A 23,714-nucleotide genomic window follows, 5' to 3' on the forward strand; every position below is an offset into this window, starting at 1 on the left:
TCCCGTGGCGTAGACAGGTATCTGTTGACGCGGTTTTTCGGAGACGCCACCGGTGGCGTCACCAACTGAAGCCTGCCAACCCAACCATGTCAGAGAGAAACGAAAGCCAGGACGATCGGGAGAGTGGAGTCGCGTTCGGCGAGGAACTCGCGGACGCGCTCGACGCGTACGAGTATCCGATTTCGCTCGAGGAACTGCTCGCGGAACACGGCGACGCGTCGGTCGATCTCGTCGACGGATCGGAACCGCTCCGCGAGATACTCGGACCGCTCGGTGAGGAGACCTACGAGTCGAAAGGCGGAGTGCGACAGTCTGTGTTGACGATGGTCGACAGCGACGCGGTCGGTCGAGAGGGGTACAGCGATCGAGGGGACAGCACCGACCTGGACGACGAGTCGGACGAATCGGTGTAGAAACACACCGGAAGACGGCGCATGTCAGAGCGGGGGCGAACGGAAGGGAGTCGCTACGGTGACGAACGGTCGGTAGGCATATTTAGGAGCCAGCGGACGGGCCGAGTATGCAGACTGTGATTCTGGCCGCCGGGGAGGGAACGCGGATGCGTCCGCTGACCGAGTCGCTGCCGAAACCGATGCTGCCGGTCGCCGATCGGCCACTCGTCGCACACACCGTCGACGCCGCGGTCGAAGCCGGCGTCGACGAACTGATTCTGGTCGTCGGGTACGAACAGCAGGTCGTTAGGGAGCACTTCGGCGACAGCTACCGCGGCGTGCCAGTCTCCTACGCTGTCCAGGAGGAGCAACTCGGCACGGCCCACGCGGTGCAGGCTGCCCGGGAGCATCTCGACGGGGAGTTCGCCGTGCTGAACGGCGACGACCTCTACGACCCCGCCGGCCTCGCCGATCTGTTTTCGGGCGGGCCCGCGGTCGGGACGTACGAGGTCGAAGACCCCACGCCGTACGGCGTCTTCGCCATCGACGGCGACTCTGTGACCGGGATCGTCGAGAAACCGGCGGACCCGCCGTCGAATCGCATCAACGTCGGCGCGTACGTCTTCCCGTCCGAGGCCCGGGAGTGGCTCGACGTCCCGATGAGCGAGCGCGGGGAACACGAGATCACCGACGTGCTAGAGCGAGTCATCGACCAGTTCGACGTCCGAACGGTCGACATCGACCGGTGGATGGGCGTCGGGCGGCCATGGGAACTCCTGGAGGCAAACGAGTGGAAACTCGGCGAGATGGAGTCTGCGGTTCGCGGGGAGGTGCGCGGTGACGCCGAACTCCGGGGGACCGTCGTCGTGGAGGACGGAGCGGTCATCGAACCGGGCGTCGTCATCGAGGGACCGGTACTCGTCCGGAGCGGCGCGCACGTGGGCCCGAACGCGTACGTTCGCGGGGCGACGTTGCTTGCGGAGGACACCGAGGTGGGGCACGGCGTCGAAGTGAAAAACACCGTCGTCATGTCCGGATCGAACGTGCCCCACGTCAGCTACGTCGGCGACAGCGTGCTCGGTCGCGACGTGAACCTCGGTGCAGGTACCCAGGTGGCGAACCTCCGACACGACGAAGCGGACGTGACGCTCATGGTCAAAGGCGAGCAGGTCTCGACGGGCCGGCGGAAGTTCGGCGTCGTCGCCGGCGACGGCGCCAAGACGGCGATCAACACGTCGCTGAACGCGGGGACCAAACTCTCGGCGGGCGCAGTGACCAAACCCGGCGAGTCGGTGACGAAGGACCGCTGAGAAGTCAGTTCTCGTTGGGTTCGGGAACCAGCGTGCCGTTTTCCGGTGCCGGGATGGCGTCGCTCTCGGACCCGCTCCAGGCCCAGAGCACGTCGCGGATTCGCTGGTGGGCGACCTCGTAGCTGATGTTCGCGCTGAGATCTCCCTTCTGGCCGGTGTAGCTCCCGAACTGGGTGTGGTTCGCCCCTTCGATGGTGATGACGGTGGCGTTCGACGGCAGGAACTTGTCGCTCGCGGTGGCCTTCGCGCCCGTCACGACGCCGTCGCGCGAGCCGAGCACCTGAAGCGTCGAAAGTCCCGTCCCGTTGAGCGATCGGTCACAGTACGAGCCGAGCAGGACGACGCCGTCAACCTGGTCCGGTTCGTTGCCGGCGTACCGGCAGGCCATCGCCCCGCCGAGCGAGTGGCCGCCGACGTACCAGGTCCGGATCTCCGGCGCCTGCTCGCGGAACGCGGCCGCTCTGTCTGGATCGAGCACTGAGAGCGTAAACGGCATCTTCGGGACGTACACTCGCACCCCCGTTTGTTCGACGTAGGGCGCGAGCACCGGCACGTAGGCCTCGGGGGCGACGTGCCCGCCGGGATAGAACACGAGGGCGACGGTTGCGGGGTCACCGCCGGGTTCTCGAATGACGTAACTGCCGGATCGCTCCGTGACGGTCACGTTCGTCCCGTCGGTCGCTGCAGCGACAGAGCCGGGTCGGGGCTGGTGTGGCGTGGCCGCCCAGGCGACGCCGAGGGTCGCACCGATGACGAGTAGGGCGAGAGACCAGACGACGAGTCGTTTGGCGTTCGCCACGACGACGGTTCGCATGACCGGGGCTACTGGCGGCGGGGTAATACCGCTTTTCCACTCGCAGTGGTAGAGTGCGCCGTTCAAGGAACTATTAGTACGTTGGGAGTGTGTAGCAAACACAGATGATAGACAAGCCAGATCTCAGCGGCCAGACAGCATTTATCACTGGGACGACGCGAGGCATCGGGAAGCAGCTCGCACTCGCGCTCGCAGAGCAGGGCTGTAACATCGTCTCGACGGGGAAGACGGTCGACGACTCCGACTCCGACCTTGAAGGGACGATCCACAAGACCGCAGAGGAGTGTGCCGAGAAGGGCGTCGACACGCACGCCATTCAGCTGAACGTCCGGGACGAGGACAACGTCAACGCCGCCATCGAGGAGGCCATCGACGAGATGGGCGAGATCAACATCGTCATCAACAACGCTTCGGCCATCCAGATGCAGAACGTCGAGGACATGCCGGCCAACCGCTACGACCTCATGAACGAGGTCAACGTGCGCGGCACGTACCTCGTCTCTCGCGGTTTCATCGACCACCTCAAGGACGTCGAGGAGGACGCCTGGATCCTCACGAACGCGCCGCCGGTCAAGATCGACCGCGCGCCCGGAAAGGCGGCCTACTCCTGGTCGAAGATGGGGATGTCTTTCATCACGCTGTCGCTGGCACAGGAACTCGGCGGACACGACATCGGCTGTAACTCCTTCTGGCCGGTGACGGCGATCGACACGCGCGCGACGCGCTACTTCGGCATGGGGACCGAAGACGACTGGCGCACCCCGGAGATCGTCTCGGACACGGTCATGGAGATCCTGAACCGCGACCCGGCCGAGTTCACCGGCAACTACGTCTACGACGAGGAACTCCTCCGCGAGGCCGGCGTCGAAGACTTCTCCGAGTACAACCTCACCGAGGGCGACCCGGCACCGATGTCCGCCCAGATCTTCGACCCTGGCTACGCGCGATCCGAGTAACTCCACGAAAGATAATCCGGTTTCAGCCGACCACTCACCGCCGATATGTGGGATTAAGTAGGTCGGTCGCACAGGATTCAACAATGGTTGACCCAACATCTGATCTCGGCGACGACGTATCGGAAGACGACGCCCCCACCTGCAGGACCTGTGAGGAACCGATCGTCAGCTCACCGAACCACCGCGTCATCACGTGGATCGAAGACGACCAGGTCCAGTCTGCACACTTCTGTGACGAAGACTGCCGACAACGCTGGAACGGCACGCAGTAATCTCTTCTCACGGTGGGTTTCGTCCGGGGTAACAGGAGCCGGCAGCCGAGGCCCGCGACTGCGACCCAGTCAGACGTGTTAACTCACGGAGTCACACTCGGGAGAGATGGGAGGGGAGAACCCCACTTGGAAGCGATGGGAGCGATGCCAGTGGAACGGAAACTCTGTTGGGGAGTCCAGCCACCAGCAACTGACAATTCGTGTGTCGTTTCAATGGGGGTTGCGCCAGCCATACCCGGAGCTTTAAGAGGAGGATTCGATCTCGGTTCGGTGAAGCCGTGAAACGAACGTGTACAGCGTCGTCAGCGATCGGTTCGAACAACTGGCAGAGACAGTCGTACGCTCGAACTCCGGCCATCTGCGAAGTTCATCGCTGAAGCTACCAGTCGGTCGGGGGGAGCGTTGGTGCAGCGAAGGCGAGGCCCGGGCCGCGTCCAGGGTAGTCGACGAGGTGATGCCGCGGGGGTCGTTACTCGAACTCGCCGTCCGGCACGTCCTCTTCCGGCTGGCTCGCCATCTCCAGTCGGTGGTGCGGGAGGAAGTGCGCGAGGTCGGTCGTCGTGACGATGCCGACCGGGATGCCCTCCTCGGTGACGGGGAGTTTCTTCACGCCGTTGTTCCCCATGCGGTCGCCCGCGTTCTCGACGGTGTCGTGGGGACGGATGGTCACCACGGGATCGGACATCAGCTCTTCGACGGACGTCTCCGCGGGGTCTTGCCCGTTGCCGATGCTTTTGACGACGTCGTGTTCGGTGATGATGCCCTCGATCGGATCGTCGCCGATGATGAGGGAGCCGACCCCCTCTTCGGCGAAGACGCGGGCCACTTCGTCGATGGTGGTCTCCCGCTCGATCGTCTCGACCGGGGAACTCATGATCTCACTGACGGGCGTATCGTCTGCCATGACTTACGTGGGCGGTTGTACGCCGCACTCTTAAGCGTAGCCCCCGCTCAAGGAACACGAATTCATAGTTTTCGGCCCATAGCGGCAGTTCTTGCAGGGGTCAACGCTGGCGTGGAGAAGTGGGCGGGAACACACGGACTTTTTTCCGACGGGACTTCTCGGTTGACGTATGACCGACGAGCGGGACCCGGAGGCCACGCTGGATCAGTGGAAAGCAGAGATGCAGGCAGAACACGCCGAGGCGATCGCGAATCCCGATCCCGAAGCGGACCACCAGATCGAGGGCGTCGTCCAGATCAACTACCGCGTGTACTACGACTACGATCCGGAACGCGACGCGCTCGAACGCACGCGCGAAGAACAGGTAAACGACCTGACCGACCCTGAGCTGCGGTCGTGCGCCTGTGGCGTCCGAGGGATGACGCCCGAAGAAGCGCGCCAACACATCGCAGCAGCGCGCGAGCAGTCGTAACCCCGGTCAGTCGTCGACCGCGCCGTCGCGTCACCGCTTCGATTTGATCTGCTGATAGATGACGTTCCCGCAGGCCTTGCAGTGGGAGGCGTCCGGATCGTGGCCCGTCAGTCCGCACTCCGGACAGGTCACGTCGACGGTGCCGTCGTCCGTCCACGCTCTGATGATCCGACTGGCTTCCCAGGGAAGCAGAATGATTCCCATCAAGATGGCCGAGACAGTCACCCAGCGGCCCGTCCGCGTGACGGGCGTGATGTCTCCGAACCCGACTGTCGTCAGCGAGACGACCGCAAAGTAGAACGCGTCGCCGAACGTGTCGATGGCCGGATTCGCCGCGTGTTCGACGTTGTAGAAAAAGCCGGCGTAGAGAAAGAAGATCGACAGCACCGTGAGGAGCAGTTTCATCGCACGGAGCGTCCCGAGTTCGACGGTCCCGAAGAAGAACTGCTCGTCTTTGGTAAAGCGGAAGAACCGGAGCACGCGCACCACGCGGGCGAGTCGCAAGAGCCCGATCGCCGTGGCCGAGGCCACGAGTCCGGGGGCTGCCAGGACCACGAACGTCGGGAGAATCGACACGAGATCGACCATCGTGTACGGATCGGTGAACTCCCCCCAGCGGTTCCGGGCGCTGTACAGTCGGAGCAAGTACTCGACGAGGAAGATGCTCGCGATCGTGACTTCGGTGAGCCAGAGATACGCCTCGGCCGTCTCGGTCAGCGGATACGTTTCGACGACGACGATGGCGATGAAAACGAGGTCCAGAACCAGGACCCCGACGTCGACGAGTTTCCCGATCGGTGTGCGGTGGTCGATCAGGTAAAACCGGATGAGCTCCCGCAGGGATCGGTCGTCCGGGTGAGAATCGCGGCCGGCCATACCGGGTTTACAGAACGCGACAGTAAAGGGTGACAGGTCTGGACAGGAGGTCGTTGCAGGGGTGAGCCGCGACCAGGTGCGGCGTCACCGCCAGTCGTCGAGTGTCACCGGGGTAGACGATTGGAGCCACGCGGCGCCGATCTCTTCGTCGTAGATCATGAGGTCACCGTCGTCAGTGGCCACTGCTTTGTACCGGTCGTACGTCTCCGTGTCGGGTCCACTCGTCGGCAGGCGGTCGTCGGTTTCGTTGGTGTTCGTCGTCATCGGGATTCACGTGTCGTGTGACGGTGGAATATTTCTACGTTACTACGTTACAGTCGGTAACCTAAAACGATTCCCGAACCGATCGGTAACCGGGTTACCCAGAGGAAACGTCGGATTCGCCATCCGGCAGCGGTCCGCCGACGCGACACACTGGTCTTCAGGCAGGTTCAAACACGCACACACCACGTCACCGCTGGTCACAGGGTGGACGGCGTGGTCACTCCTCGACGCGCTCCGGCGTCTCGTAGACGCTCGACGCGTCCTCGGCGGTGACCTCGAACGGCATGCACACCCGACAGAAGTCGACGCCGAAGGGCGTCAGGTGGACGCTCCGATAGATCGTCCGAGCGCGTTTGGCCTGCTCGATGGCGGCTTCGACGGCGGGCTGGGCTTCGAGTACCTGATAGCGTTTGATGTCGTCGACCGGTTCGTCGGAGAACCAGAGCAGGCCCAGTCGATAGAGGTTGTTCATGTACGCGTGGGTGCGATCCTCCTGGCTGAGGCCGGCTTCGCTCCCGATCATCGTCAGCCCCGCGCCGATCAACTCCGAGGAGATGGGCACCCAGCCGACGTCACGCACGTCGATCGAGGGCTGGGGACCTTCGGTCGCGAGCAGCCGCAGGATGCGCGCCTCGTCGGCCGCCATGCTGTCGAGAATCCGCGGATAAGAGGGGTGTACCTCCTCGTCGTACGTGACGTCGGCGGACATCTCCAGGAGGCGAGAGCCCCGCTCCTGGAGCACGTCTTTCGTCTGGACGCGAGACGCACCGCCCCACTCTTCGTCCGCTTCGACGGAGTCGCCCACGTCCAGCCCCAGGCGGGACATCTCCTTGTACGCGATCTTCGAGACCTCGTCCATGAGGTCGGCCGGCGACTCGGCGGTAGAGGCCGCTCGGACCATGCTCGTCCCGGTTCGGATGCCGGACCGCAACGAGTACTCCGTACTACGCTGGGTAGCCGCGGCGGCGATGCGTGCGATCCGATACGGATCGACGTTCTCGTTCGACCAGTCGCCGTTCGCGTCCTGATTGGGGTCCCAGCCGTCGGCCGCCGGTTGGTCCGAGTCCGCATCGCGTCTGCTCGCCGGATTGAACAGGGCGAACACGTTGTCAGCAGTCCGATCGACGTCGTCCGGATCGAGTCCGGCCGCGCTGAACAGCGAGGCGACGCCGTTGGACTCCTCACCGTCGGTCGCGTTACCGAGAGCGGAATCGAGCAGCGAGAAGACGTCCTCTGTCGCCGGGGCCGGATCGGTCGGGTCGACGAGAGCTGCCTCTAACACCGAGAGCAGTCCCTCGCTCTCCGTCCCATCGATCTGGACCGGATCGGTGATCGCCGCTTCGAGCACCGAAAGGACCTGGTTCGCGCTCTCCGTGTCCGGTGCTTGCATCACCGTCGATTCGAGGACCGAGAACAACTGATCGATCTCCTCGGTATCGAGTTGCGTCGGCGTGACGACGGCGGCTTCGAGGACGGACAGCAGCCGGTCGGTCGCTTCCGTGTCGAGCTGGTTGCCCTCGTCGACTGCCGTTTCCAGGACCGAGAACAGTCGATCGACTTCCGTGGCGTTCAGTCCGCTCGATCGCGGGCCGACGCCGCCAGCGTCGGCCGAGCTCGACCCGTCACGGCCGACGTCGGCGTCTGTGGGTACTTCGTCACTCATATCTCGGATTCGACTCACGCGTGCCACAGCGGCCGCCCTCTCGGGTGCCAGCACGCTGATAGTCTCACTTGTACTGTCAGTGAGTATCCTTTAAAAAACTACGACACTTCGCAAAGCGAACAAAAGGGGCGTGGCCAGTTCCGGACGGAACGGCGGCGGCGAGATAATTTCACGATTCTACACAGTTGACTTAATAGACCCGTATATTACTGGCAACAAGTAGAGGGGGGAAGAACGCGTAGAATCACACGAGGTCAGACCAATGAGCGACAACACATCACCGATCGGTGCGATCTTCAAGGTCCAGCGCGACACGATCAAGAACGGACAGAAAGTCGTCGAGAAGACGCTGGAAGTTCCCGCGGACGTCAACGAGACGATCCGGGGGACGGTCGACTCCCAGAAGGAGGCACAGCAGCGAACCGTCGAGTTCGCGCAGGACGCCATCAACCAGGTGCTCGACACCGTCGAGTCGGCGACCCCGGGCGACGACGAGACCGTCGATCAGATCCGCGAATCCGTCAACGACGGGTTCGAGACGCTGCTCGACCAGCACGCGGACGCGCTCGACGCCATCGACGACAACTACGCCGAGGGGATCGACACCTACGACGAGGGCGTCGAGGACGCGCTCGACGTGCTGAACGACCAGCTGGAGATCCTCGTCGACGCCAACGAGGAACTCGAAGAGCAGACCGTCGACGCCTTCGAGAACGCCCTGGACCAGTACGAGGAGTTCCAGGAGCAGCTCGAAGAGCAGACGGAGGAGCTCGGCGATCAGATCGGCGACCAGGCCGAGTCGTTCGGTGACCAGTTCGAGGACCAGCTCGAACGCTATCAGGAGCAGCTCGACAACCTCCAGGACCGCTTCGAGGATCTGCAGGAGAACGTCGAGGAAAACGTCGAAGAACTTCAGGACAGCGTCGAGGTCCCGGTCACCGAGCCGGAAGCCGAAGAACAGAGCGCATAGTCGCCTGCTCTGTCCCCGCGACCCGGCTTCTCCTGCCTCACCGATACACAGATCGGGACGGGTTTTTCGTCATCTGATCCGGACACCGCACAGCGTCCGACAGACCGCGGTGCACGTCGTGTCTGAGCAGCGGACGGCTGCTGGACGAGCCGGTTTTCGACGGCGATCGAGCCGCGCGAGCGATCAGCCGTCGTAGCCGGCGTAGTCCATCAAGTTGCTGAAAATTTCCGAGTCCATCGCCTCCTCGTAGACGATGCCAGTGAGCATCCCGCCGGGATACGACGCGGCGGCGTCCAGTCCGTTCGTGACGTGGTTGACCTTGTGGCAGTGCATGAGGTAGATACCCGGATCGGCGTCGGCCTCGAACTCGACGGTGTGACGCTCGGCTGGCGCGACGTTGGTCACGTCCTGTTCGTATCGAGCCGCCTCGGGGATCTGTGAGCCGTCTTTCTCGACCAGTGTGAACCGGTGGTTGTGGGTGTGCATCGGGTGAGACATGTACCCGCCGTTGACCAGGTGGACGCGGACGGTGTCGCCCTGGCTGACGACGAGCGGCGAGCCGTCTTCGGGGTGGAGCGTGCGGGGTGCACACCGGCCATTGACGGTGAAGGCGTCAGGCTTGCGGTTGCGGGGGCTGTAGCTGACGTCCTCGCCACCGTACGTCCGGGAGAGCCGGGAGTCCCAGTCTTTCATGGTGAGGAAATACTCGCGGTCGGCGGGTTCGTAGCCCGCCGGATCGACCCGGAGGATGCCGAACATCCCCATCTCCATGTGCCGGTGAGTCTGGTAGTGACAGTGATAGAGGTGGGTGCCCGGGACGTTCGCGGGGACCTCGTAGGTGTGTGTCTCGCCCGGGTTGACAGTGATCCCCGTCGTCGTCGGGACGCCGTCGTCCTCCCACGTCTTCTGGACTGCGTGGAAGTGGACGGTGTGGGGATGCATTCCGTCGGTGTTGTCGAGGGTGACCTCGACGGTGTCACCCTCCTGGGCACGCAGGATAGGGCCGGGCACGCTCGCTTCGCGGTCGTCGGCTTTGAACGCCCACACTTCGGGGAGGTTGATCGGTCCACCCATGTCCTCGCCCGGGTGGGCCTGAAGGCTCCGGCGTTCCGAGGAGAGGGTCACTTCGTTGTTCTGGGCGGCGAGATCGACGACCTGCGGCGGAGCCGCAGCCGGGAGCTGCTCGGCGGCCGTGGCGGTCGACGACGAAGACGTGTTCTGGTTCATGGTCTCTTGTGAGTCTGCAGTTGGGCCCTGACACCCCGCGACAGAGGCGACGCCAGCGGCACCGGTTGCTTTCACGAAATCACGACGCGAGAACCCCGTTCCGGGCGCACTCATCTGATCGCTCATGACAGCTGAATATTGCCGAGTGTAGTATAAACAGCAAAAGGAGCGTTCCTGCCCCCCGAGAACGGCCCCGAACACGTTCGGGCCAACTGGTGTATCCAGCAACCGCAAACTCAGTTGGACCACGAGCACGAGAGTCGACGATGGGCTCCCGTCCCCTCGGCGGTCGGGTGACCACAACTTATTTGGGACTCACTGTCGACCCAATATACAAGCTCGATTGTGGTAAGAAAAGTTGGGTTGTATTACAGAGGCTGTTATGACAAAGGACGCACTCGTACTCATCGGTCGAGAGGGGACGCACGCACCGGAGACGCTCAGAACGCACGCCAGTAGGCTCGAACGTCGTGGGGCCGTAGACGCAGCGCACGCGGTGACCTACGCCGAAGAACCGGCGAGGGAACTTCGGGCGGAATTCGAGGCACTGCAGGCGGACCGATGCTTCGTCGTGCCGGCGACGGTGGCTCACAGTCGCGAGACGACGGACGTTCTCCCCGGAGCCATCCCAGCCCTGCCCGGGACAGTTCGGTACTGTGAACCGATCGGTCGGAGTCCCGTCCTCACGCGACTCATCGTCGAACGCGCGGGCGAACTCGTCGCACCGGACGACGACGCCACGCTCGTCCTCGTGAGTCAGGGGAGCAGTTCCCAGCCGTACAACCGGCAGACGACGGAGTATCACGCGGCCCGCATCGCGGACGAATCCGCCTACGCCGACGTCGTGACCTGTTATCTCCTGCAGAATCCTGCCGTCGAATGTGTCCGATACAACGTCTCGACCAGCACCGCCGTCGCCGTCCCGCTCTTTTTGACCGCCAACGAGACGACGGAGTCACGGATTCCGGCGAAACTCGAACTCGGCCGGGGCGGCATCGCCTACGCCGATCCCCTCGGTGATCACCCACTCGTCACCGACGCGATCCAGGGTGAACTAGACCGACAGCGCGCGTTCGCAGCCGAGGAGTCGTCTGGCCCCGCCTCGTTCGAGGAGACGCTCGTCCAGAATCACCGCTCGCTCGCGACCGACGGCGAAGGCGTCGTTCGATAAGTCGCGGCGAAGACGCCGCTCGGACCCTCACGTCGCTCGCACGACCAGCACGGAGAGATCCGAGAACGGCGAGTCGTCGGGATCGGAGCCACCCGCGTGTTCGGCGAGTTCACCCAAACTCGTTCGGGTGATCGACTCGCCGTCGTGCGTGAGCCGCTCCAGAACCAGCGTTTCCAGGTCGGCCGACCCGCCCGCATCCAGCAACTCGGCACCGAGATCACCGGGCATCAGGTCGAACGGTCGCGGAAGCACGAGCAGGTGCCGATCACCGACGGCGTCCCGGAGTCGCGCCAGGTCCGGCGAGAGGTCGCCGCTCTTGTGGAGCGTGACGAACTCGCTGTCCTCCATGGGCGTCCGCGCACGCGAGGCGGCGATCTGGAGCGAGGAGATGCCAGGAATCACGCGGACTGGGTCGTCGACGACCGCTTCGACTTTCCCGACGAACTGATAGCCGGAGTGATTGGGGTCGCCCATCAACACGGCCGTTCCGCGCTGGCCATCGGCCACGCGCTCGGCGAACGTTGCGAGGGTGTCGGCCTCGTCCCGGTACCCACAGGTCAACAGCTCTGCGTCGGTGATGTCCGCGACGAACTCGACGACGGTCTCGAAGCCGACGACGACGTCCGCCGTTTCGATCGCCCGACGACCGCGCGGCGTCAAGAAGTCGAGGTTGCCGGGACCGATGCCGACGGCGCGGACGCGTGGACCGCCGTCTTCCTCGGGCTCCGGAGCGCTCGCCGCCAGCGTCGCCGGGTCCGGTCCCGAATCCAGGTCGTAGTCGCTCTCGGTGTCGGTCATTCCGGTAGTTCGACCTCCCCGTCTCGGGCGTCACTCGCCACGTGAACGAGTTCGTTCGTCAGCCCGGCGGCCAGTCCGCTACCGCCTCGGCGGCCGACGTTCGTGATGGCTGGCACGCCGTGCTCGTCGGCGACCGTCCGGAGGCGCTCGCGGCTCTCCGCTGCCTTCACGAACCCGACCGGCGTCGCAACCACGACCGCGGGCCGCGTTCCGTCCTCGATGCAGTCCGCCAGCGCGAGCGCCGCCGTCGGGGCGTTGCCCACGACGGCAATGGCGTCGTCGTAGACCCCTTCCTTGTCGAGTTCCAGGACGGAGGCCGCGGTTCGGGTCATGCCCGTCTCGGCGGCCAGTTCGGCACCGTTGCCGATGGCCTTTCGCACTGTGCAGTCGTGTCCGCGACCGGTGACGCCGGCTTTGACCATCGTGATGTCGGTGACGATCGGCCGCTCGTCCAGCACCGCATGCGCGCCGGCGACCACGGGTTGGTCCTCGTCGGTCCCACCGGAGAATCGCACGAGGTGCTGGAACTCGGGGTCGCCGGTCGCGTGGACGGACTTCTGACGGACGCGGTCCGCCAGCGTCTCGTCGGGCACGAGTTCGCGGACCCGATCCATCGAAGTCTCCGCAATGTCCATCGCGTTCTCGGTCGTCGCGCCGAGGTCGGCGTACGCTTCGAAGTCGGTCTCGTCGGTCGCGTCGTCTCGGTTAGTCGTCATCTGAAGTCACCTCTTCGTCCTGCTCGCGGCCTTCGGCCGCTCGCTCGTCCGTGCCGTTCGCTCCGCTCACACCGCGCGTCGCACGTCCTTCCAGTTCGCCGTCGACCTGGAGGTTGACGTCCCGCAGCCTGTCGGCCGTCGCCTGGTCGGCGTCCCACAGTCCGCGGTCGATCGCCTCCAGGAGCGTGTCGGTGATCGAGTCCAGCGCCCACGGGTTCACGTCCTCGAACCAGTCCTGCCGGTCGGCGTCGAACGCGTATCGGTCCGCAACGTCCTCCCAGAGCGTGTCGGAGACGACGCCCGTCGTCGCGTCCCAGCCGAGCACGACGTCGACCGTCGTCGAGAGATCGCCGGCGCCCTTGTACCCGTGTTCTTCCATCGAATCGAGCCACTCGGGGTTGAGAACGCGGGCGCGCATCGCCTTCCGGACCTTCTCCTCGTTGGTGTACACGTCCACGTTGTCGGGGTCCGAGGAGTCGCCGACGTAGGACGCCGGCTCCTCGCCGGCCGTCTCGGCGACGGCTGAGACGAACCCGCCGTGGAACGCGTACCAGTCGGAGCTGTCGAACTCGTCCTGTTCGGCCGTGTCCTCGATCTTGACCGTCGCGTCGACGTTCCCGAGCCGGCGCTCGAAGGCGTCGTGGGCTTCTGACACCGTCCCGCGCGACCCGAGCGCGTAGCCGCCCCACTGGACGTAGACGTCCGCGAGGTCCGAACGGTCCTCCCAGTTGCCCTCGTCGACGGCCTTGTTCGTCCCCGCGCCGTAGCCGCCCGGCCGGGTCGTGAACACGCGGTGTTTCGCCGCGGATTCGGCCTCGGACGCGTCCATGCCCTCGGCTTCGAGGTCCTCGGCGTCTTCCTCGACGTGTTTTTTCACGTAGTTCATTTCGTGGGCCTCGTCGAGGTCGACGACCGCGTCGACGGCGTCGTGGACGACGCTCGCGGCCTGGGGGAACGCGTCGCGGAAGAGCCCGGAGACGCGCGTCGTCACGTCGATTCGCGGGCGTCCGAGGTCGTCGGGCGGAATCGGGTCCACGTCGTCGATGCGACCGGCGTCGGTCCAGACCGGTTCGACGCCCATCAGCGCGAGCACCTGGGCGATGGTCTCTCCCCGCGTGCGCACGGTCGGCGTCCCCCAGGCGACGACGCCGATCTCTTCGGGATACTCGCCCTCCTCGTCGTGATGACGCTCAGCGACGCCGTGGGCGACCTCACTGCCGACCTCCCAGGCGCTCTTGGCCGGGACCTTCCGGGGGTCGAGCGTGTAGAAGTTCCGGGCCGTCGGCAGGAGATCGACGCCGCCGCGCGTGGGCGCACCCGAGCCGCCGGGCGGGACGTACTCGCCCGCGAGCGCGTCTGCCGTCCGCGGAATCTCCTCGCTGGCTCCCGCGACGCGTGGCTGGGCCTCCTCGCAGATGAACGCGAGGACTTCGCGGAGGTCGTCGTGGGCACCGGAGTTCGCACGAGCGTCACCGAGCGGGTCGATGTCGACGACGAGGAGGTTCATGTTCACCTCCGAGTCCCCGCCGTCGAGTTCACTCTCGGGCACGTCGAAGCCGTGGTCGGCCAGGGTCGTCACGAGGTCGAGACTCGTCTCGTACACCTCGTCGGCCGCCTGGGCGTAGGTCATTCCGAGGTCCTCGTCGTAGGTCCCGGGTTCGTCGAGCATGCGCTGGTAGTCGACGCCGAGGACGCCCGCGACGGCTTCACGGAGACTCGGGGCGCCGGGGTTCTCCAGGCGCGTGAGTGCGACGAGGTACTCCACCAAGCGCTCGTCGGCCGGCGGTTCGCCCATCGTGTGAAGCCCCAGGCGAATCTGCGTTGTCTTGACGTCCGTGAGGTACTCGTGGATGCGTTCGACGAGGTCGTCGATAGCGAGGTCGTCGCCCTCGACAGTTCCTTCAGCGAGTGTCGTGCCGGCTTCGTCGGGTCCGCGAACGTCGGCTTTCTCGGCTATCTCGCCGGCGATCCCCAATTCGACGGCCAGGTCGAGGTCGGCGACTTTCTCCCGGATCAAGTCTTCGAGCTGTTGGCCATCGTCGCTCCGGGCGTCCTCCATCCCGGCCTCGCGGTAGCGGTCGGCCAGTTCTTCCAGTTCGGCGAGGTCGTCGTAGGTGCCGGCGTTCGACATTACGGGCGTCAGGTAGTCCACGATCGCCGCGTAGGAGCGCCGTTTCGCCTGGGTTCCCTCGCCGGGGTTGTTGATGATGTACGGATAGACGTTCGGGAGATCCTCGATGAGTTGGTCGGGCGCGCTTTCGCCGTTCAGCCCGACGGTCTTTCCGGGGAGCCACTCCAGCGAGCCGTGGGTCCCGAGGTGGACCACGGCGTCGGCCTCGAAGACGTTCCGGAGCCAGCCGTAGAAGGCCACGTAGTCGTGGGGCGGCTGGAGGTCCGAGTCGTGGTACACCTTCGAGGGGTCCATGCCGAACCCGCGCGGGGGCTGGACGGTCACGAGGACGTTGCCGAACTCGACGCCGGGGATGGCGAACGGGCGGTCCGGCGGGTCGCCCCACTCGTCGACGACGTGCTCCCGGAACCGTTCGTCCTTGCGATCGAACCACTCGGCGTACTGATCGGGCGCGACGGTATCGACCGAGCGCTCGCGGACGTCTTCGGGCGCGACCCAGCGGTCGTCGAGGGTGAGCTGGGCGGTGAGTTGCTCGACGAGCGACTGGCCGTCCGCCGGGAACTCGTCGTCCAAGTCGTACCCGCGCTCGCCGAGTTCGCCCAGGAGGTTGACCGTGCTTTCGGGGCTGTCGAGCCCGAACGCGGTTCCGATACCGTCGTCGCTCGGCGGATAGTTGTGGAGGACGACGGCGACCTGTTTGTCTTCGTTCGGGGTGTGACGCAACTGTGCCCAGTTGACCGCCAGCCGGGCGGCGTGGTCGACCCTGTCGTCGATCGGGAAGTGCTGTTTCGGAGCGCTCCCGATGTCGGCCTCGTCGGCCGTCCGCTCTTTGCCGCTGATCGGGTGCGTGACGACGTTGCCGTCGAACTCCGGCAGGGCGACGGACAGTGCGAGTTCGAAGCCCATCACGCCGGTGTCGCTGGACTCGTAGCGCGACCGCGAGCGCATCGTCGTCACGGTCTGGATAACGGGCACGCCGAGTCGATCCAGGAACACGTCTTCGGCAGAGGTGCCCTCGTCACTGGCGCTGCGACCGCGTTCGTCCATCGAGAGCGAGAACATGAACGAGGAGAGTACGGCGTCGACGCGCGCGCTGCCGTCGTCGTCGAGCAGCCACTCCTCGGTGACGGTCTCGGCGTCCCACTGCCCGTCCTCGTCGGTCGCCGGATTACAGAAGATCGGGAGAGCGTTGGCCCCCTGCGACTCGACGGCCTCGACCTGCGCGTCGACGTATCGCGTGTTCTCGTGCGTCCAGTGGGACTCGTAGAACCAGATTGCCACCGTCGGCTGGTCGGGTTCGAAGGTCTCGACCAGTTCCTCGTAGCTCGCGGCCGGATAGTCCGGATGGTAGACGCCCTCGGTCGGCAGCGTCACGGGATCGTCGTACGAGCGCGAGGCGTCGCTGTACTCGTCGGCGAGATACCGCAGACAGTTGGCGATGTTGCTCGTCCCGCCGCGATCCAGATACTCGGAGACGCGCTCGCGATCGGCGTCTGCGACCGTCGTGTCCTCGAACGCGAAGGCGTCGCCGGTGGCTTTGACGACCAGGGGGACGCCCGCGTCCGCGAGTCGTGTGACCGCGTGGTCGTAGCCGGGCATGCTGTCCTCCCCGCCGTGCAGCCAGAGGACGACCGCGTCGGCGTCTTCGAGTTCGTCGACGAACGCGTCCACGTCGGTTCCGTCGTCGATGTCCCCCTCCGAGCGGACGACGAGGTCCACGTCGACCTCAGTCGCCGCTCGCTGGACGGCTCCCAGTTCGTTCTCCGTCGCCGTATATAACCCAAGCTTCGGCATAACGTTGTTAAACCTCTATTGTCTTAACGCAACTATGGTTGTATTCGGCGACGGCAAAAAACCTTCGCAGGGCCGGACGCAGGCGCTCTCGTTCGGCGAGATCGTCGGCCAGGCGGAGTTCAAGCAGGCGTTGCTCGTGGTGGCGGCCAACGACGACATCGACGGGTTGCTCGTCAGCGGCGAGAAGGGAACGGCGAAGTCGACGGCCGTCCGAGCACTGAGGGACCTCCTCCCCGACCAGCGTGCCGTCGCTGACTGTCCGTACGGCTGTCATCCCAAGGACGCCGACAGCCAGTGCGAAGAGTGCCGCGGCCGCGAGGACCCGCCAGTGACCGAACGGCCGGTTCCCCTGGTCACGCTCCCGCTCGGGGCGACGAGAGACCGGGTGGTCGGCACCCTCTCGGTCGGCGATGCCCTCGACGGAAAGAGTGAATTTCAGCCGGGATTGCTGGCTCGCGCGAACCGCGGCATCCTGTACGTCGACGAGGTGAACCTGCTGGACGACCATCTCGTCGACGTGCTTCTGGACGCGGCGGCAAGCGGGATCAACCGCGTCGAACGGGACGGGATGAGCGTCAGCCACCCGGCCGAGTTCACGCTCGTGGGAACGATGAACCCGGAGGAGGGCGACCTGCGTCCACAGCTCAAAGACCGCTTCGCGCTTCAGACGACCGTCACGGGGTGCGACGACGTCGACGACCGGGTGGCGATCATCGAACAGGCGCTCGACGGGCCCGGGGAGAAGCGTTCGGTCGACGGCGACGCCGCGCAACGGCTCCGGACGGCGCGAGACCGACTCGACGCCGTCGCACTCCCCGATGAGTTCACGGAAGATATCGCGCACCTGTGCCGTGACGCGGGGATCGACGGCCACCGCGGTGACATCGCCACGGCGAGAACCGCCCGGACGCTGGCCGCTCTCGACGAACGAACGAAAGTCATCGAATCCGACGTCCGCCGAGCCGCGGAGTTGGCGTTGCCCCACCGCTTCCAGTCGCGTCCGTTCGAGGACGCCCCCGATCCGTCCGAGACCATCGCGGATCACTTCGACGACGACGAGGACGGGAACACCGAGGATGAGTCGGGGAACCGCCCTGACGGGGACGATAACGGAGACGACGAGACGGAGAGCAGCGAACCTGACGGCCAAGACGAACCGGAAGGCGACCGCGGAGGGGAGGGGCACGCAGCCGGCGAGCCAGACGAGGGCCACGGCGACGCCGACCGACCGACCGATGAATCTGGCGAGCGGACGGACGAGCACCGAGAGCAGTCCGCCTCTACCGGGGCGACCGGCGACGAGAGTGACGGCGCGGAGGCCGACAGCGAACAGCGCGACGACGGTCGAGAGACCGGCGATTCAGCCGACGACGCCGACCCCGCGACGCCGCTGGTCCCGGGCCAGGAGCGCGTCGGTATCGGAGAGAGCGCGGCACCGGACATCGACGTGACCGGGGCAGCAGAGGACGGCACTGACGGAGCGCGAGCGCAGTCGAGACCGAACCCGGACAACGACGGTCCCCGAGTACGAACGACAGTTGCTGACGGCACGTCGTCCATCGACGCCGCTGCGTCGGTGAGAACCGCCGCTCGACGCGGCAGCGACAGGGTCGAGACGCGTGATCTCCGCCAATCGGTCCGTGCCAGCGACGCCGGTGCGCTCGTGTTGTTCGTGGTCGACGCCAGCGCGTCCATGCGGCCGGCGATGCGGACCGCCAAGGGAACAGTTCTCGAACTCCTCAAGGACGCCTACCAGCAGCGCGACGAGGTCGGGTTCGTCGCGGTCGCCGGCGACAGTGCCGACGTGGTGCTCCCGCCGACGGACAGCGTGACGCTCGCCGCGCGTCACCTCAAGGACCTCCCGACCGGTGACCGGACGCCGCTTCCCGACGGGTTGCGAACCGCCAGCGAGGTCATCGACCGCGCGAATCCCCACAGCTGCGTCGTCGTCCTCGTCACGGACGGCAAGGCGAACGTCGCCGAGGGGAGCCCCACGGCGAAGACGCGAGCCGCTGCGAGTGCCCTCGCCGAACAGGGCGCGCACGTGGTCGTCGTCGACGCGAGCGACGGAGACCGCGCCGGAGTCACCGACATCATCACCGACGCGACCGACGGCGACCGCATTCCGCTGAGCGCCCTCTCGGCGGAGCGACTCGACGTGGCAGTCGGCGACAGACGCTGAGTCGAACCGCTCGACGGCAGTCGCGACTTAACGCACCAGTCCGGTCGCCAAAAACGAGCGATTAGCCGAGGGACTCGACGTGCAGTCGATAGCGGCCGCGCCGTCGCTCCTCGTCGTGATAGGCCACCGGCTCTTCGATCGCAGCGGCGAGCCCGTCGCGCAGCGTCGCCGCCGAAACGACGCCGTCAGTGTCGACTGCTCGGACGAGTCCGTCAGCGAGATCGAGCACGCAGAAGCCGTGCGCGTCAGCGTCGCGATCGCGGAAGTGCTGGGCGCCGGGAACCACCAGCCGGTCCCCGTTCGTTCCGATCCCGGTCGCGAACCCACCGACGGACTCGCGCCAGTTCTGGGAGCCGTCCGGCGCGACGCCGACGGCAGTGTGTTCGTTCGGGTGGCGCACCTCGGTTTCGCGTCCCTCGGCGGGATAGGTGTTGCCGGTGACGAAGACGGCACCGGCGTCGGTCGCGTGGACGTGGTTCGGATACGCGTAGACCGTCTCGCCGTCGACGGACTCGGGGGTCGCGAGCGGGATTCGCGAGCGCTCGCCGCCGCGAGCGTCGAGTCGATAGCCGTGGTAGTCACCGTGGCTCGCCACGACGACGTCGTCGCCGACGAGCGACACGTCACCGACGCGGCGCTGCCCGTCTGTCCCGGGGTCCCAGGTGAGACGTTCCGCCCCCGTCGTCGCGTCGAGGACGACCAGTCCGCACTGGTGGGTCCCCGGACACCGATTGTAGGCGATCGCCAACCGATCACCGCTCACGTCGAGACTGATCGGCGAAGCGTCCGTCTCGTACCGCCACGCGACGCTCCCGTCCGCATCGAACCGGTAGACGACGCTGCGGAACTGACGGTCGCCGTCGGTTCGCTCGTACCGGCGGGCAGCGACGTACCAGGAGTCACCGTCGGTGACGACGTCTGCGACGAACGGCAACAGAAACCGCGTCTCGGTCTGGGCCGCACCGAGGTCGGTGGCCGTCTCGTACCGCCAGCGGCGTTCGCCCGTCGCTGCATCGTAACATCGAACCGCGCCGGCAGGTCCGCGCTCGCCGGCGACGATATTGCCTTCGAGAGCACTAATTGTAACGAGGCTGCCGCTCGGTTCGTCGGAGTCAGCCCGCCACTGTTCGTCGAGAGTCCGATCGAACGACACGACGTCACCGGTAGCGGTGCCGACGACGATCTGCTCGTCGGTCAGGAGCACTGCTGACCGTCGGCCGAGATGCCGCGATCCCGCCGGTTCGATCTCACCGAGATCGACGCACTGGTGGCCGAGACTACTCATCGACCGGGAAGGCTTCGTGGAGGTGGTGGTGCGCTTCGCCGAGTCCCGTCAGGACGCTCTCGGATTGCGAGGTCAGGCGATGGACGGCCCGCTCGGCGTCGCGGACGGCCACGAGTCGTCCGCGGGTGTAATCGTACGCCGGGTCGTCCGGGTCCATCGAGGCGACTTCCGCCTCCAGGTCGATGAGCGCCGCGTCGAGATGGCGCTCGATCTCCGGGAGCGTCTGGGCGTGGGCCAGCGCTTCGATCGGTCCCTCCAGGCTTCCTTCGAGCTCTTTTTCCGCGTGTTCGCGCGTCTGTTCGTCTCCGATTCCGAGTGCGTTCATCATGCCCAGTCGAAGGGCTTCGATTTCGTCACAGCTCATGTATGCGATGTATTTATCCGTATTACAGCGTCTGATCGACGAGGTCGCTGACGATGCGGTCCCGGTCGAGGTGGGACGAGACGATGCGGTCGGTGTCCTCGGCGTCGACGCCGCCGTACCAGACGCCGTCGGGATAGACGGCGACCATCGGCCCCTCGCCGCAGCGGCCGAGACACGACGAGCGCGTGACGCGAGCGTCGCACTCGTCGGAGTCCCGGACTGCCTGTCTGAGAGACTCCATGACGGCTGGCGCGCCCTCAGCCGCGCAGGTCTGGTTCGTACAGACGGCGACGTGTTTCTCGGGGGCGTCGTGGACGTGCGGGTCGTCGTCGACGTTCTCCCGGTCTGCGTGTGTCTCCTGGTGGGTCAGCGCCCGGAGCATCGCACGCGCCCCGCCGACGTCTTCCTCGTAGCCGTCGAGTTCGACCTTGTACTTGCAGGTGTCACACGACATCTCGACGCTGCCGGTCCGGGCTTCCTGCCAGCGGTCGCCCAGCACGTCGAGCAGTCGGGGGTCGGTCCCGAGGGGATCACCGGCACCAGCGTCGACGTAGGGGTACTCGTCGTCGAACGTCGCCGCGCCGTCGCGGATTCGCTGCGTCAGGACGCCGTCGCCGAGCATGTACGGCAGGACGACGACGGCGTCGGGCCGGCGCTTGGCGACGGTGTGTAGCGTCTCGTCCAGGAGGGGTTCCGTCACGCCGATAAAGGACGGTTCGACGCGTTCGAACGCTCGTCCTTCGTCGAGTAGCCGGGCGAGTTTGTGGACGTCGCCGTTGGCATCGGGGTCGCTCGAGCCGCGGGCACAGAGGACCACGACGACGTCGTCGGCGTCGCGGTCGACGCCGAGGTCGGCTTCGACGCTCGCCGCGCGGTCGTCAAGCAGATCGATCAGCGCCGGATGGATGCCCAGGTGGGCTCCGTTGTTGACCGTCAGGTCCTCGTGTTCGGATCGGGCGCGCTTGACTGCCAGGGGCACGTCGTTTTTGACGTGGCTCGCCGCGAACAGCGAGAGCGGCACGACCGTCACCTCCGAGACGGTCCCGGCGAGTCCAGCGATGGCGTCCGGGATCGTCGGCGCTGCAAGTTCGAGGAAGCCGGCGTCGACGGGAACGCCGAGTCGCTCTTCGAGAGCGGCCGCGAGGTCGCGGACCTGGTCGTTCGATTTCTCCCGGCGTGAGCCGTGCCCGACCAGCAGGACGGCTTCGTCGTCGAACGGGACCGTGCTCTCGGGTCCTGGGGTGCTACGACTCATGGATCGACGTCGTACGATTCGGCCTGCTGGAGGCTCTGTCGCAGTTTTCGGCGGCGCGAGGGCGCGAACAGGCCGGTCTCTTCGCTCCCGTCGTAGAGCCAGTCGCCCACCGTCGGCACCGCCTCGTCGGCCACGCCGAACCAGTACCCGCCGGACGAGGTCTCGGCGATCTCTTCGGTCGGTGCGTCGATCGGCGTCGCCTCCAGGAGTCGCTGAACGACGTCGAGGAGCGCGCGGTCGTCGGCGACGAACGAGAGTCCGACAGTCCCCGACGATTGCTTGAAACAGATCGTGCCGCAGCCTTCCAGCAGGCCGCGAAGCAACTGGCGGCGGTGGTCGGTGAACGCGTCGAGTCGGTAGCCGCCCGGCTGTCCGTCCCGCGGAAGGCCGAACGCCGCCGCGGCCCGCGCAGACAGGTCGCCGAACACCTGAACGGTGTACTGTTCCTCAGTACGCGTGAGCGCGGTGTCGTGAGCGTACTCGCGTTCGCGAATGCGCTTGTCGACCTGTTCGGCACCCGCGATGGCCGCCAGGCGTCTCGCGGCAGTCTCGTCGGTCGTGCGAACGGTGACGCAGTCCTCGCCCAGGTCACCGTCGCCGACGACGCGACCCCAGAAGTACGCCGTCTCCGAATGGCTCGACAGCAGGTCTCTCGGGATGCCAGTTTCGACCGACATCACGACTCCTCCACGGTGATCGCGTCGAGCGGACAGGCCGCCGCTGCCTGACGGGCGTCGTCGACCATATCGTCACCTTCGAAGGAAACAGTGACTTCGTCGGCCTCCGTCCGCCGTTCGGTCACAGCGTCGGCGTCCTCGTCGATAGTGGCAGTGCCGTCGTCGGCCTCGACGAACCGTCCGTCACGGACGAGACACGCGAAGACGCCGTCGCAGGCGTCCCTGTCGATGGTGACCTCGTACATGGCTCAGTAGTCGTACTTGGTCTCGTAGCCACGCGGCGTGACCATCCTGTCGTCCCAGACGTAGGTCTCCTCGTTCCCGATCAACAGCGTCGTCGTCATGTCGACGAGGTCCGTCTCGCCGAGTTCCGGAAGGTCCCGGAGCTCGACGATCTCGACTTCCTCGTCCTCGCGGCCCGCCGCGTGGACGACGCCGACCGGCGTGTCCGGGTCGCGGTGTTCCAGCAGGATTTCACAGCACTTCTCGTAGTTGTCCCGGCGCTTCCGGCTCCAGGGGTTGTAGATCGCGATCGTGAACCCTTCCTTGGCGGCCGCGTGAAGCCGCGACTCGATAGTCGGCATGTCCGTCAGGTGGTCCGACAGCGAGATCGAGACGGTGTCGTTCACCAGGGGCGCGCCGACTCTGGCGGCACAGGACTGGGCTGCGGGGACGCCCGGCACCACCTCGAAGTCGAGCATCGTCGCGGTCGCGCCCTTCGACTCGATGATCTCCAGGGCGAGGCCCGCCAGCGCGTAGACGTTCGGGTCGCCGCTACCAATGATGGCGACGTCGTTGCCGGCGAGCGCGCGGTCGATCGCTTCCTCGGTTCGGGACACCTCGCCGCACATCGGCGTGTCGTAGATGTCCTCGGCCGAGTCGGTGATCTCGTCGGGGAGCAACTCGACGTACGTCGTGTAGCCGACGATGTGTTCGGCGTTCGCCAGCGCCGTCTTCGCGCGGTCGGTCATGCCTTCGGGCTGGCCAGGGCCGAGACCGACGGCCACGAGTTGGCCGGGGTCTGCGTCGAAGTCGTCGACCGTCGCGCCGACTTCCTCCTCGTCGCTGTCGTCGGTCGACCCGCCACATTTCGAGCCGCTGGACTCGCTGGTCGATCCGCCGCACTTCGATTCGGAATCGGTGTCAGGGGTCGCCTCGCTCCCGCCACATTTGCTTTCGGTGTCTGTACTCGCTTCGTTGGTGGTCTCGTCAGTACTCATG

23 protein-coding genes are annotated in these 23,714 nt (G+C 65.9%); 8 read left to right on the plus strand and 15 right to left on the minus strand.

The features are described 5' to 3' along the window. Positions 1-86 precede the first annotated feature (86 nt). The gene (locus tag ACFR9U_RS19290) at positions 87-413 is read left to right on the plus strand and encodes a DUF5789 family protein (protein ID WP_247378774.1); all 327 of its coding nucleotides are present in this window, start codon (positions 87-89) and stop codon (positions 411-413) included. Between the two features lie 107 nt (positions 414-520). Further along, positions 521-1,702, plus strand: a complete 1,182-nt coding sequence (gene glmU / locus ACFR9U_RS19295) for a bifunctional sugar-1-phosphate nucleotidylyltransferase/acetyltransferase (RefSeq protein ID WP_247378775.1) — start codon at positions 521-523, stop codon at positions 1,700-1,702. Positions 1,703-1,706: 4 nt separating this feature from the next. Here glmU and ACFR9U_RS19300 read toward each other — a convergent pair whose 3' ends face one another. Next, entirely contained in the window at positions 1,707-2,516 is an 810-nt protein-coding gene (locus tag ACFR9U_RS19300; RefSeq protein WP_247378776.1) for an alpha/beta fold hydrolase, read from the minus strand. 104 nt (positions 2,517-2,620) lie between these two features. On the opposite strand from ACFR9U_RS19300, the gene ACFR9U_RS19305 reads away from it, so the two are divergent. Both ACFR9U_RS19305 and ACFR9U_RS19310 read left to right on the plus strand, forming a co-directional pair. Then, positions 2,621-3,472 carry an SDR family oxidoreductase gene (locus ACFR9U_RS19305; RefSeq protein ID WP_247378777.1) on the plus strand — a complete coding sequence of 284 codons (852 nt, stop codon included), beginning with the start codon at positions 2,621-2,623 and terminating at the stop codon, positions 3,470-3,472. 83 nt (positions 3,473-3,555) lie between these two features. Further along, positions 3,556-3,744: a DUF7576 family protein gene (locus ACFR9U_RS19310; protein WP_247378778.1), complete on the plus strand. Its 189-nt coding sequence runs from the start codon at positions 3,556-3,558 to the stop codon at positions 3,742-3,744. Between the two features lie 469 nt (positions 3,745-4,213). Here ACFR9U_RS19310 and ACFR9U_RS19315 read toward each other — a convergent pair whose 3' ends face one another. After that, a complete protein-coding gene (locus ACFR9U_RS19315) occupies positions 4,214-4,648 on the minus strand; it encodes a CBS domain-containing protein (protein ID WP_247378779.1) in 435 nt (144 codons plus the stop codon). Between the two features lie 169 nt (positions 4,649-4,817). Here ACFR9U_RS19315 and ACFR9U_RS19320 point away from each other — a divergent pair, with 169 nt between their 5' ends. Then, positions 4,818-5,120: a hypothetical protein gene (locus tag ACFR9U_RS19320; RefSeq protein WP_247378780.1), complete on the plus strand. Its 303-nt coding sequence runs from the start codon at positions 4,818-4,820 to the stop codon at positions 5,118-5,120. Positions 5,121-5,150: 30 nt separating this feature from the next. Here the strand turns inward: ACFR9U_RS19320 and ACFR9U_RS19325 are convergent, their stop codons facing one another. The 3 genes from ACFR9U_RS19325 to ACFR9U_RS19335 form a co-directional block, all read right to left on the minus strand. Then, a complete protein-coding gene (locus tag ACFR9U_RS19325) occupies positions 5,151-5,996 on the minus strand; it encodes an ion transporter (RefSeq protein WP_247378781.1) in 846 nt (281 codons plus the stop codon). An 84-nt stretch (positions 5,997-6,080) separates the two neighbouring features. Beyond that, the gene (locus ACFR9U_RS19330; protein ID WP_247378782.1) at positions 6,081-6,260 is read right to left on the minus strand and encodes a DUF7331 family protein; all 180 of its coding nucleotides are present in this window, start codon (positions 6,258-6,260) and stop codon (positions 6,081-6,083) included. A 217-nt stretch (positions 6,261-6,477) separates the two neighbouring features. Beyond that, positions 6,478-7,923, minus strand: coding sequence for an Abi-alpha family protein (locus ACFR9U_RS19335; protein ID WP_247378783.1), 1,446 nt, complete (start codon positions 7,921-7,923; stop codon positions 6,478-6,480). A gap of 262 nt (positions 7,924-8,185) precedes the next feature. Between ACFR9U_RS19335 and ACFR9U_RS19340 the strand changes: the two genes are divergently transcribed. Further along, complete coding sequence (locus tag ACFR9U_RS19340; protein WP_247378784.1) at positions 8,186-8,893, plus strand: hypothetical protein; 708 nt, start codon at positions 8,186-8,188, stop codon at positions 8,891-8,893. Positions 8,894-9,076: 183 nt separating this feature from the next. Here ACFR9U_RS19340 and ACFR9U_RS19345 read toward each other — a convergent pair whose 3' ends face one another. Further along, positions 9,077-10,246: a multicopper oxidase domain-containing protein gene (locus ACFR9U_RS19345; protein ID WP_247378785.1), complete on the minus strand. Its 1,170-nt coding sequence runs from the start codon at positions 10,244-10,246 to the stop codon at positions 9,077-9,079. A gap of 256 nt (positions 10,247-10,502) precedes the next feature. Here ACFR9U_RS19345 and ACFR9U_RS19350 point away from each other — a divergent pair, with 256 nt between their 5' ends. After that, positions 10,503-11,291, plus strand: a complete 789-nt coding sequence (locus ACFR9U_RS19350; protein WP_247378786.1) for a CbiX/SirB N-terminal domain-containing protein — start codon at positions 10,503-10,505, stop codon at positions 11,289-11,291. Between the two features lie 27 nt (positions 11,292-11,318). Here the strand turns inward: ACFR9U_RS19350 and ACFR9U_RS19355 are convergent, their stop codons facing one another. The 3 genes from ACFR9U_RS19355 to cobN are packed head-to-tail and all read right to left on the minus strand — an operon-like array spanning position 11,319 to position 16,730. Further along, entirely contained in the window at positions 11,319-12,089 is a 771-nt protein-coding gene (locus ACFR9U_RS19355) for a cobalt-precorrin-7 (C(5))-methyltransferase (protein ID WP_247378787.1), read from the minus strand. Continuing rightward, positions 12,086-12,805 carry a precorrin-8X methylmutase gene (locus ACFR9U_RS19360; protein ID WP_247378788.1) on the minus strand — a complete coding sequence of 240 codons (720 nt, stop codon included), beginning with the start codon at positions 12,803-12,805 and terminating at the stop codon, positions 12,086-12,088. Before ACFR9U_RS19360 ends, ACFR9U_RS19355 begins: the two co-directional genes overlap by 4 nt. Next, the gene (gene cobN / locus ACFR9U_RS19365) at positions 12,795-16,730 is read right to left on the minus strand and encodes a cobaltochelatase subunit CobN (RefSeq protein ID WP_247378789.1); all 3,936 of its coding nucleotides are present in this window, start codon (positions 16,728-16,730) and stop codon (positions 12,795-12,797) included. The genes ACFR9U_RS19360 and cobN overlap by 11 nt, the downstream gene beginning before the upstream one ends. 34 nt (positions 16,731-16,764) lie before the next feature. On the opposite strand from cobN, the gene ACFR9U_RS19370 reads away from it, so the two are divergent. Next, on the plus strand, positions 16,765-18,912 hold the full coding sequence (locus tag ACFR9U_RS19370; RefSeq protein ID WP_247378790.1) for an ATP-binding protein: 2,148 nt from the start codon (positions 16,765-16,767) through the stop codon (positions 18,910-18,912). 61 nt (positions 18,913-18,973) lie between these two features. On the opposite strand, the gene ACFR9U_RS19375 is transcribed toward ACFR9U_RS19370, so the two are convergent. The 6 genes from ACFR9U_RS19375 to cobJ are packed head-to-tail and all read right to left on the minus strand — an operon-like array spanning position 18,974 to position 23,713. Next, entirely contained in the window at positions 18,974-20,197 is a 1,224-nt protein-coding gene (locus ACFR9U_RS19375; RefSeq protein ID WP_247378791.1) for an outer membrane protein assembly factor BamB family protein, read from the minus strand. Continuing rightward, positions 20,190-20,561 (minus strand): DUF3209 family protein, encoded by a 372-nt coding sequence (locus ACFR9U_RS19380; protein WP_247378792.1) that lies wholly within the window; start codon positions 20,559-20,561, stop codon positions 20,190-20,192. Before ACFR9U_RS19380 ends, ACFR9U_RS19375 begins: the two co-directional genes overlap by 8 nt. A 22-nt stretch (positions 20,562-20,583) precedes the next feature. Next, on the minus strand, positions 20,584-21,816 hold the full coding sequence (locus tag ACFR9U_RS19385; RefSeq protein WP_247378793.1) for a CbiX/SirB N-terminal domain-containing protein: 1,233 nt from the start codon (positions 21,814-21,816) through the stop codon (positions 20,584-20,586). Beyond that, positions 21,813-22,493 carry a cobalamin biosynthesis protein gene (locus ACFR9U_RS19390; RefSeq protein ID WP_247378794.1) on the minus strand — a complete coding sequence of 227 codons (681 nt, stop codon included), beginning with the start codon at positions 22,491-22,493 and terminating at the stop codon, positions 21,813-21,815. Before ACFR9U_RS19390 ends, ACFR9U_RS19385 begins: the two co-directional genes overlap by 4 nt. Further along, entirely contained in the window at positions 22,493-22,738 is a 246-nt protein-coding gene (locus ACFR9U_RS19395; protein ID WP_247378795.1) for a ferredoxin, read from the minus strand. Before ACFR9U_RS19395 ends, ACFR9U_RS19390 begins: the two co-directional genes overlap by 1 nt. Before the next feature lie 3 nt (positions 22,739-22,741). Next, positions 22,742-23,713, minus strand: a complete 972-nt coding sequence (gene cobJ, locus ACFR9U_RS19400; protein ID WP_247378796.1) for a precorrin-3B C(17)-methyltransferase — start codon at positions 23,711-23,713, stop codon at positions 22,742-22,744. Between the last annotated feature and the right edge of the window lies 1 nt (position 23,714).

Origin of the sequence: Halorientalis brevis, from assembly GCF_042678165.1 — an archaeon.
GTDB lineage: Archaea > Halobacteriota > Halobacteria > Halobacteriales > Haloarculaceae > Halorientalis > Halorientalis brevis.

Excerpts from the sequence above, each read along its gene's own strand:
- ACFR9U_RS19290 (WP_247378774.1), top strand. The coding sequence starts at position 87 with ATGTCAGAGAGAAACGAAAGCCAGGACGATCGGGAGAGTGGAGTCGCG.
- glmU (WP_247378775.1), top strand. The coding sequence starts at position 521 with ATGCAGACTGTGATTCTGGCCGCCGGGGAGGGAACGCGGATGCGTCCG.
- ACFR9U_RS19300 (WP_247378776.1), bottom strand. The coding sequence starts at position 2,516 with ATGCGAACCGTCGTCGTGGCGAACGCCAAACGACTCGTCGTCTGGTCT.
- ACFR9U_RS19305 (WP_247378777.1), top strand. The coding sequence starts at position 2,621 with ATGATAGACAAGCCAGATCTCAGCGGCCAGACAGCATTTATCACTGGG.
- ACFR9U_RS19310 (WP_247378778.1), top strand. The coding sequence starts at position 3,556 with ATGGTTGACCCAACATCTGATCTCGGCGACGACGTATCGGAAGACGAC.
- ACFR9U_RS19315 (WP_247378779.1), bottom strand. The coding sequence starts at position 4,648 with ATGGCAGACGATACGCCCGTCAGTGAGATCATGAGTTCCCCGGTCGAG.
- ACFR9U_RS19320 (WP_247378780.1), top strand. The coding sequence starts at position 4,818 with ATGACCGACGAGCGGGACCCGGAGGCCACGCTGGATCAGTGGAAAGCA.
- ACFR9U_RS19325 (WP_247378781.1), bottom strand. The coding sequence starts at position 5,996 with ATGGCCGGCCGCGATTCTCACCCGGACGACCGATCCCTGCGGGAGCTC.
- ACFR9U_RS19330 (WP_247378782.1), bottom strand. The coding sequence starts at position 6,260 with ATGACGACGAACACCAACGAAACCGACGACCGCCTGCCGACGAGTGGA.
- ACFR9U_RS19335 (WP_247378783.1), bottom strand. The coding sequence starts at position 7,923 with ATGAGTGACGAAGTACCCACAGACGCCGACGTCGGCCGTGACGGGTCG.
- ACFR9U_RS19340 (WP_247378784.1), top strand. The coding sequence starts at position 8,186 with ATGAGCGACAACACATCACCGATCGGTGCGATCTTCAAGGTCCAGCGC.
- ACFR9U_RS19345 (WP_247378785.1), bottom strand. The coding sequence starts at position 10,246 with ATGAGCGATCAGATGAGTGCGCCCGGAACGGGGTTCTCGCGTCGTGAT.
- ACFR9U_RS19350 (WP_247378786.1), top strand. The coding sequence starts at position 10,503 with ATGACAAAGGACGCACTCGTACTCATCGGTCGAGAGGGGACGCACGCA.
- ACFR9U_RS19355 (WP_247378787.1), bottom strand. The coding sequence starts at position 12,089 with ATGACCGACACCGAGAGCGACTACGACCTGGATTCGGGACCGGACCCG.
- ACFR9U_RS19360 (WP_247378788.1), bottom strand. The coding sequence starts at position 12,805 with ATGACGACTAACCGAGACGACGCGACCGACGAGACCGACTTCGAAGCG.
- cobN (WP_247378789.1), bottom strand. The coding sequence starts at position 16,730 with ATGCCGAAGCTTGGGTTATATACGGCGACGGAGAACGAACTGGGAGCC.
- ACFR9U_RS19370 (WP_247378790.1), top strand. The coding sequence starts at position 16,765 with ATGGTTGTATTCGGCGACGGCAAAAAACCTTCGCAGGGCCGGACGCAG.
- ACFR9U_RS19375 (WP_247378791.1), bottom strand. The coding sequence starts at position 20,197 with ATGAGTAGTCTCGGCCACCAGTGCGTCGATCTCGGTGAGATCGAACCG.
- ACFR9U_RS19380 (WP_247378792.1), bottom strand. The coding sequence starts at position 20,561 with ATGAGCTGTGACGAAATCGAAGCCCTTCGACTGGGCATGATGAACGCA.
- ACFR9U_RS19385 (WP_247378793.1), bottom strand. The coding sequence starts at position 21,816 with ATGAGTCGTAGCACCCCAGGACCCGAGAGCACGGTCCCGTTCGACGAC.
- ACFR9U_RS19390 (WP_247378794.1), bottom strand. The coding sequence starts at position 22,493 with ATGTCGGTCGAAACTGGCATCCCGAGAGACCTGCTGTCGAGCCATTCG.
- ACFR9U_RS19395 (WP_247378795.1), bottom strand. The coding sequence starts at position 22,738 with ATGTACGAGGTCACCATCGACAGGGACGCCTGCGACGGCGTCTTCGCG.
- cobJ (WP_247378796.1), bottom strand. The coding sequence starts at position 23,713 with ATGAGTACTGACGAGACCACCAACGAAGCGAGTACAGACACCGAAAGC.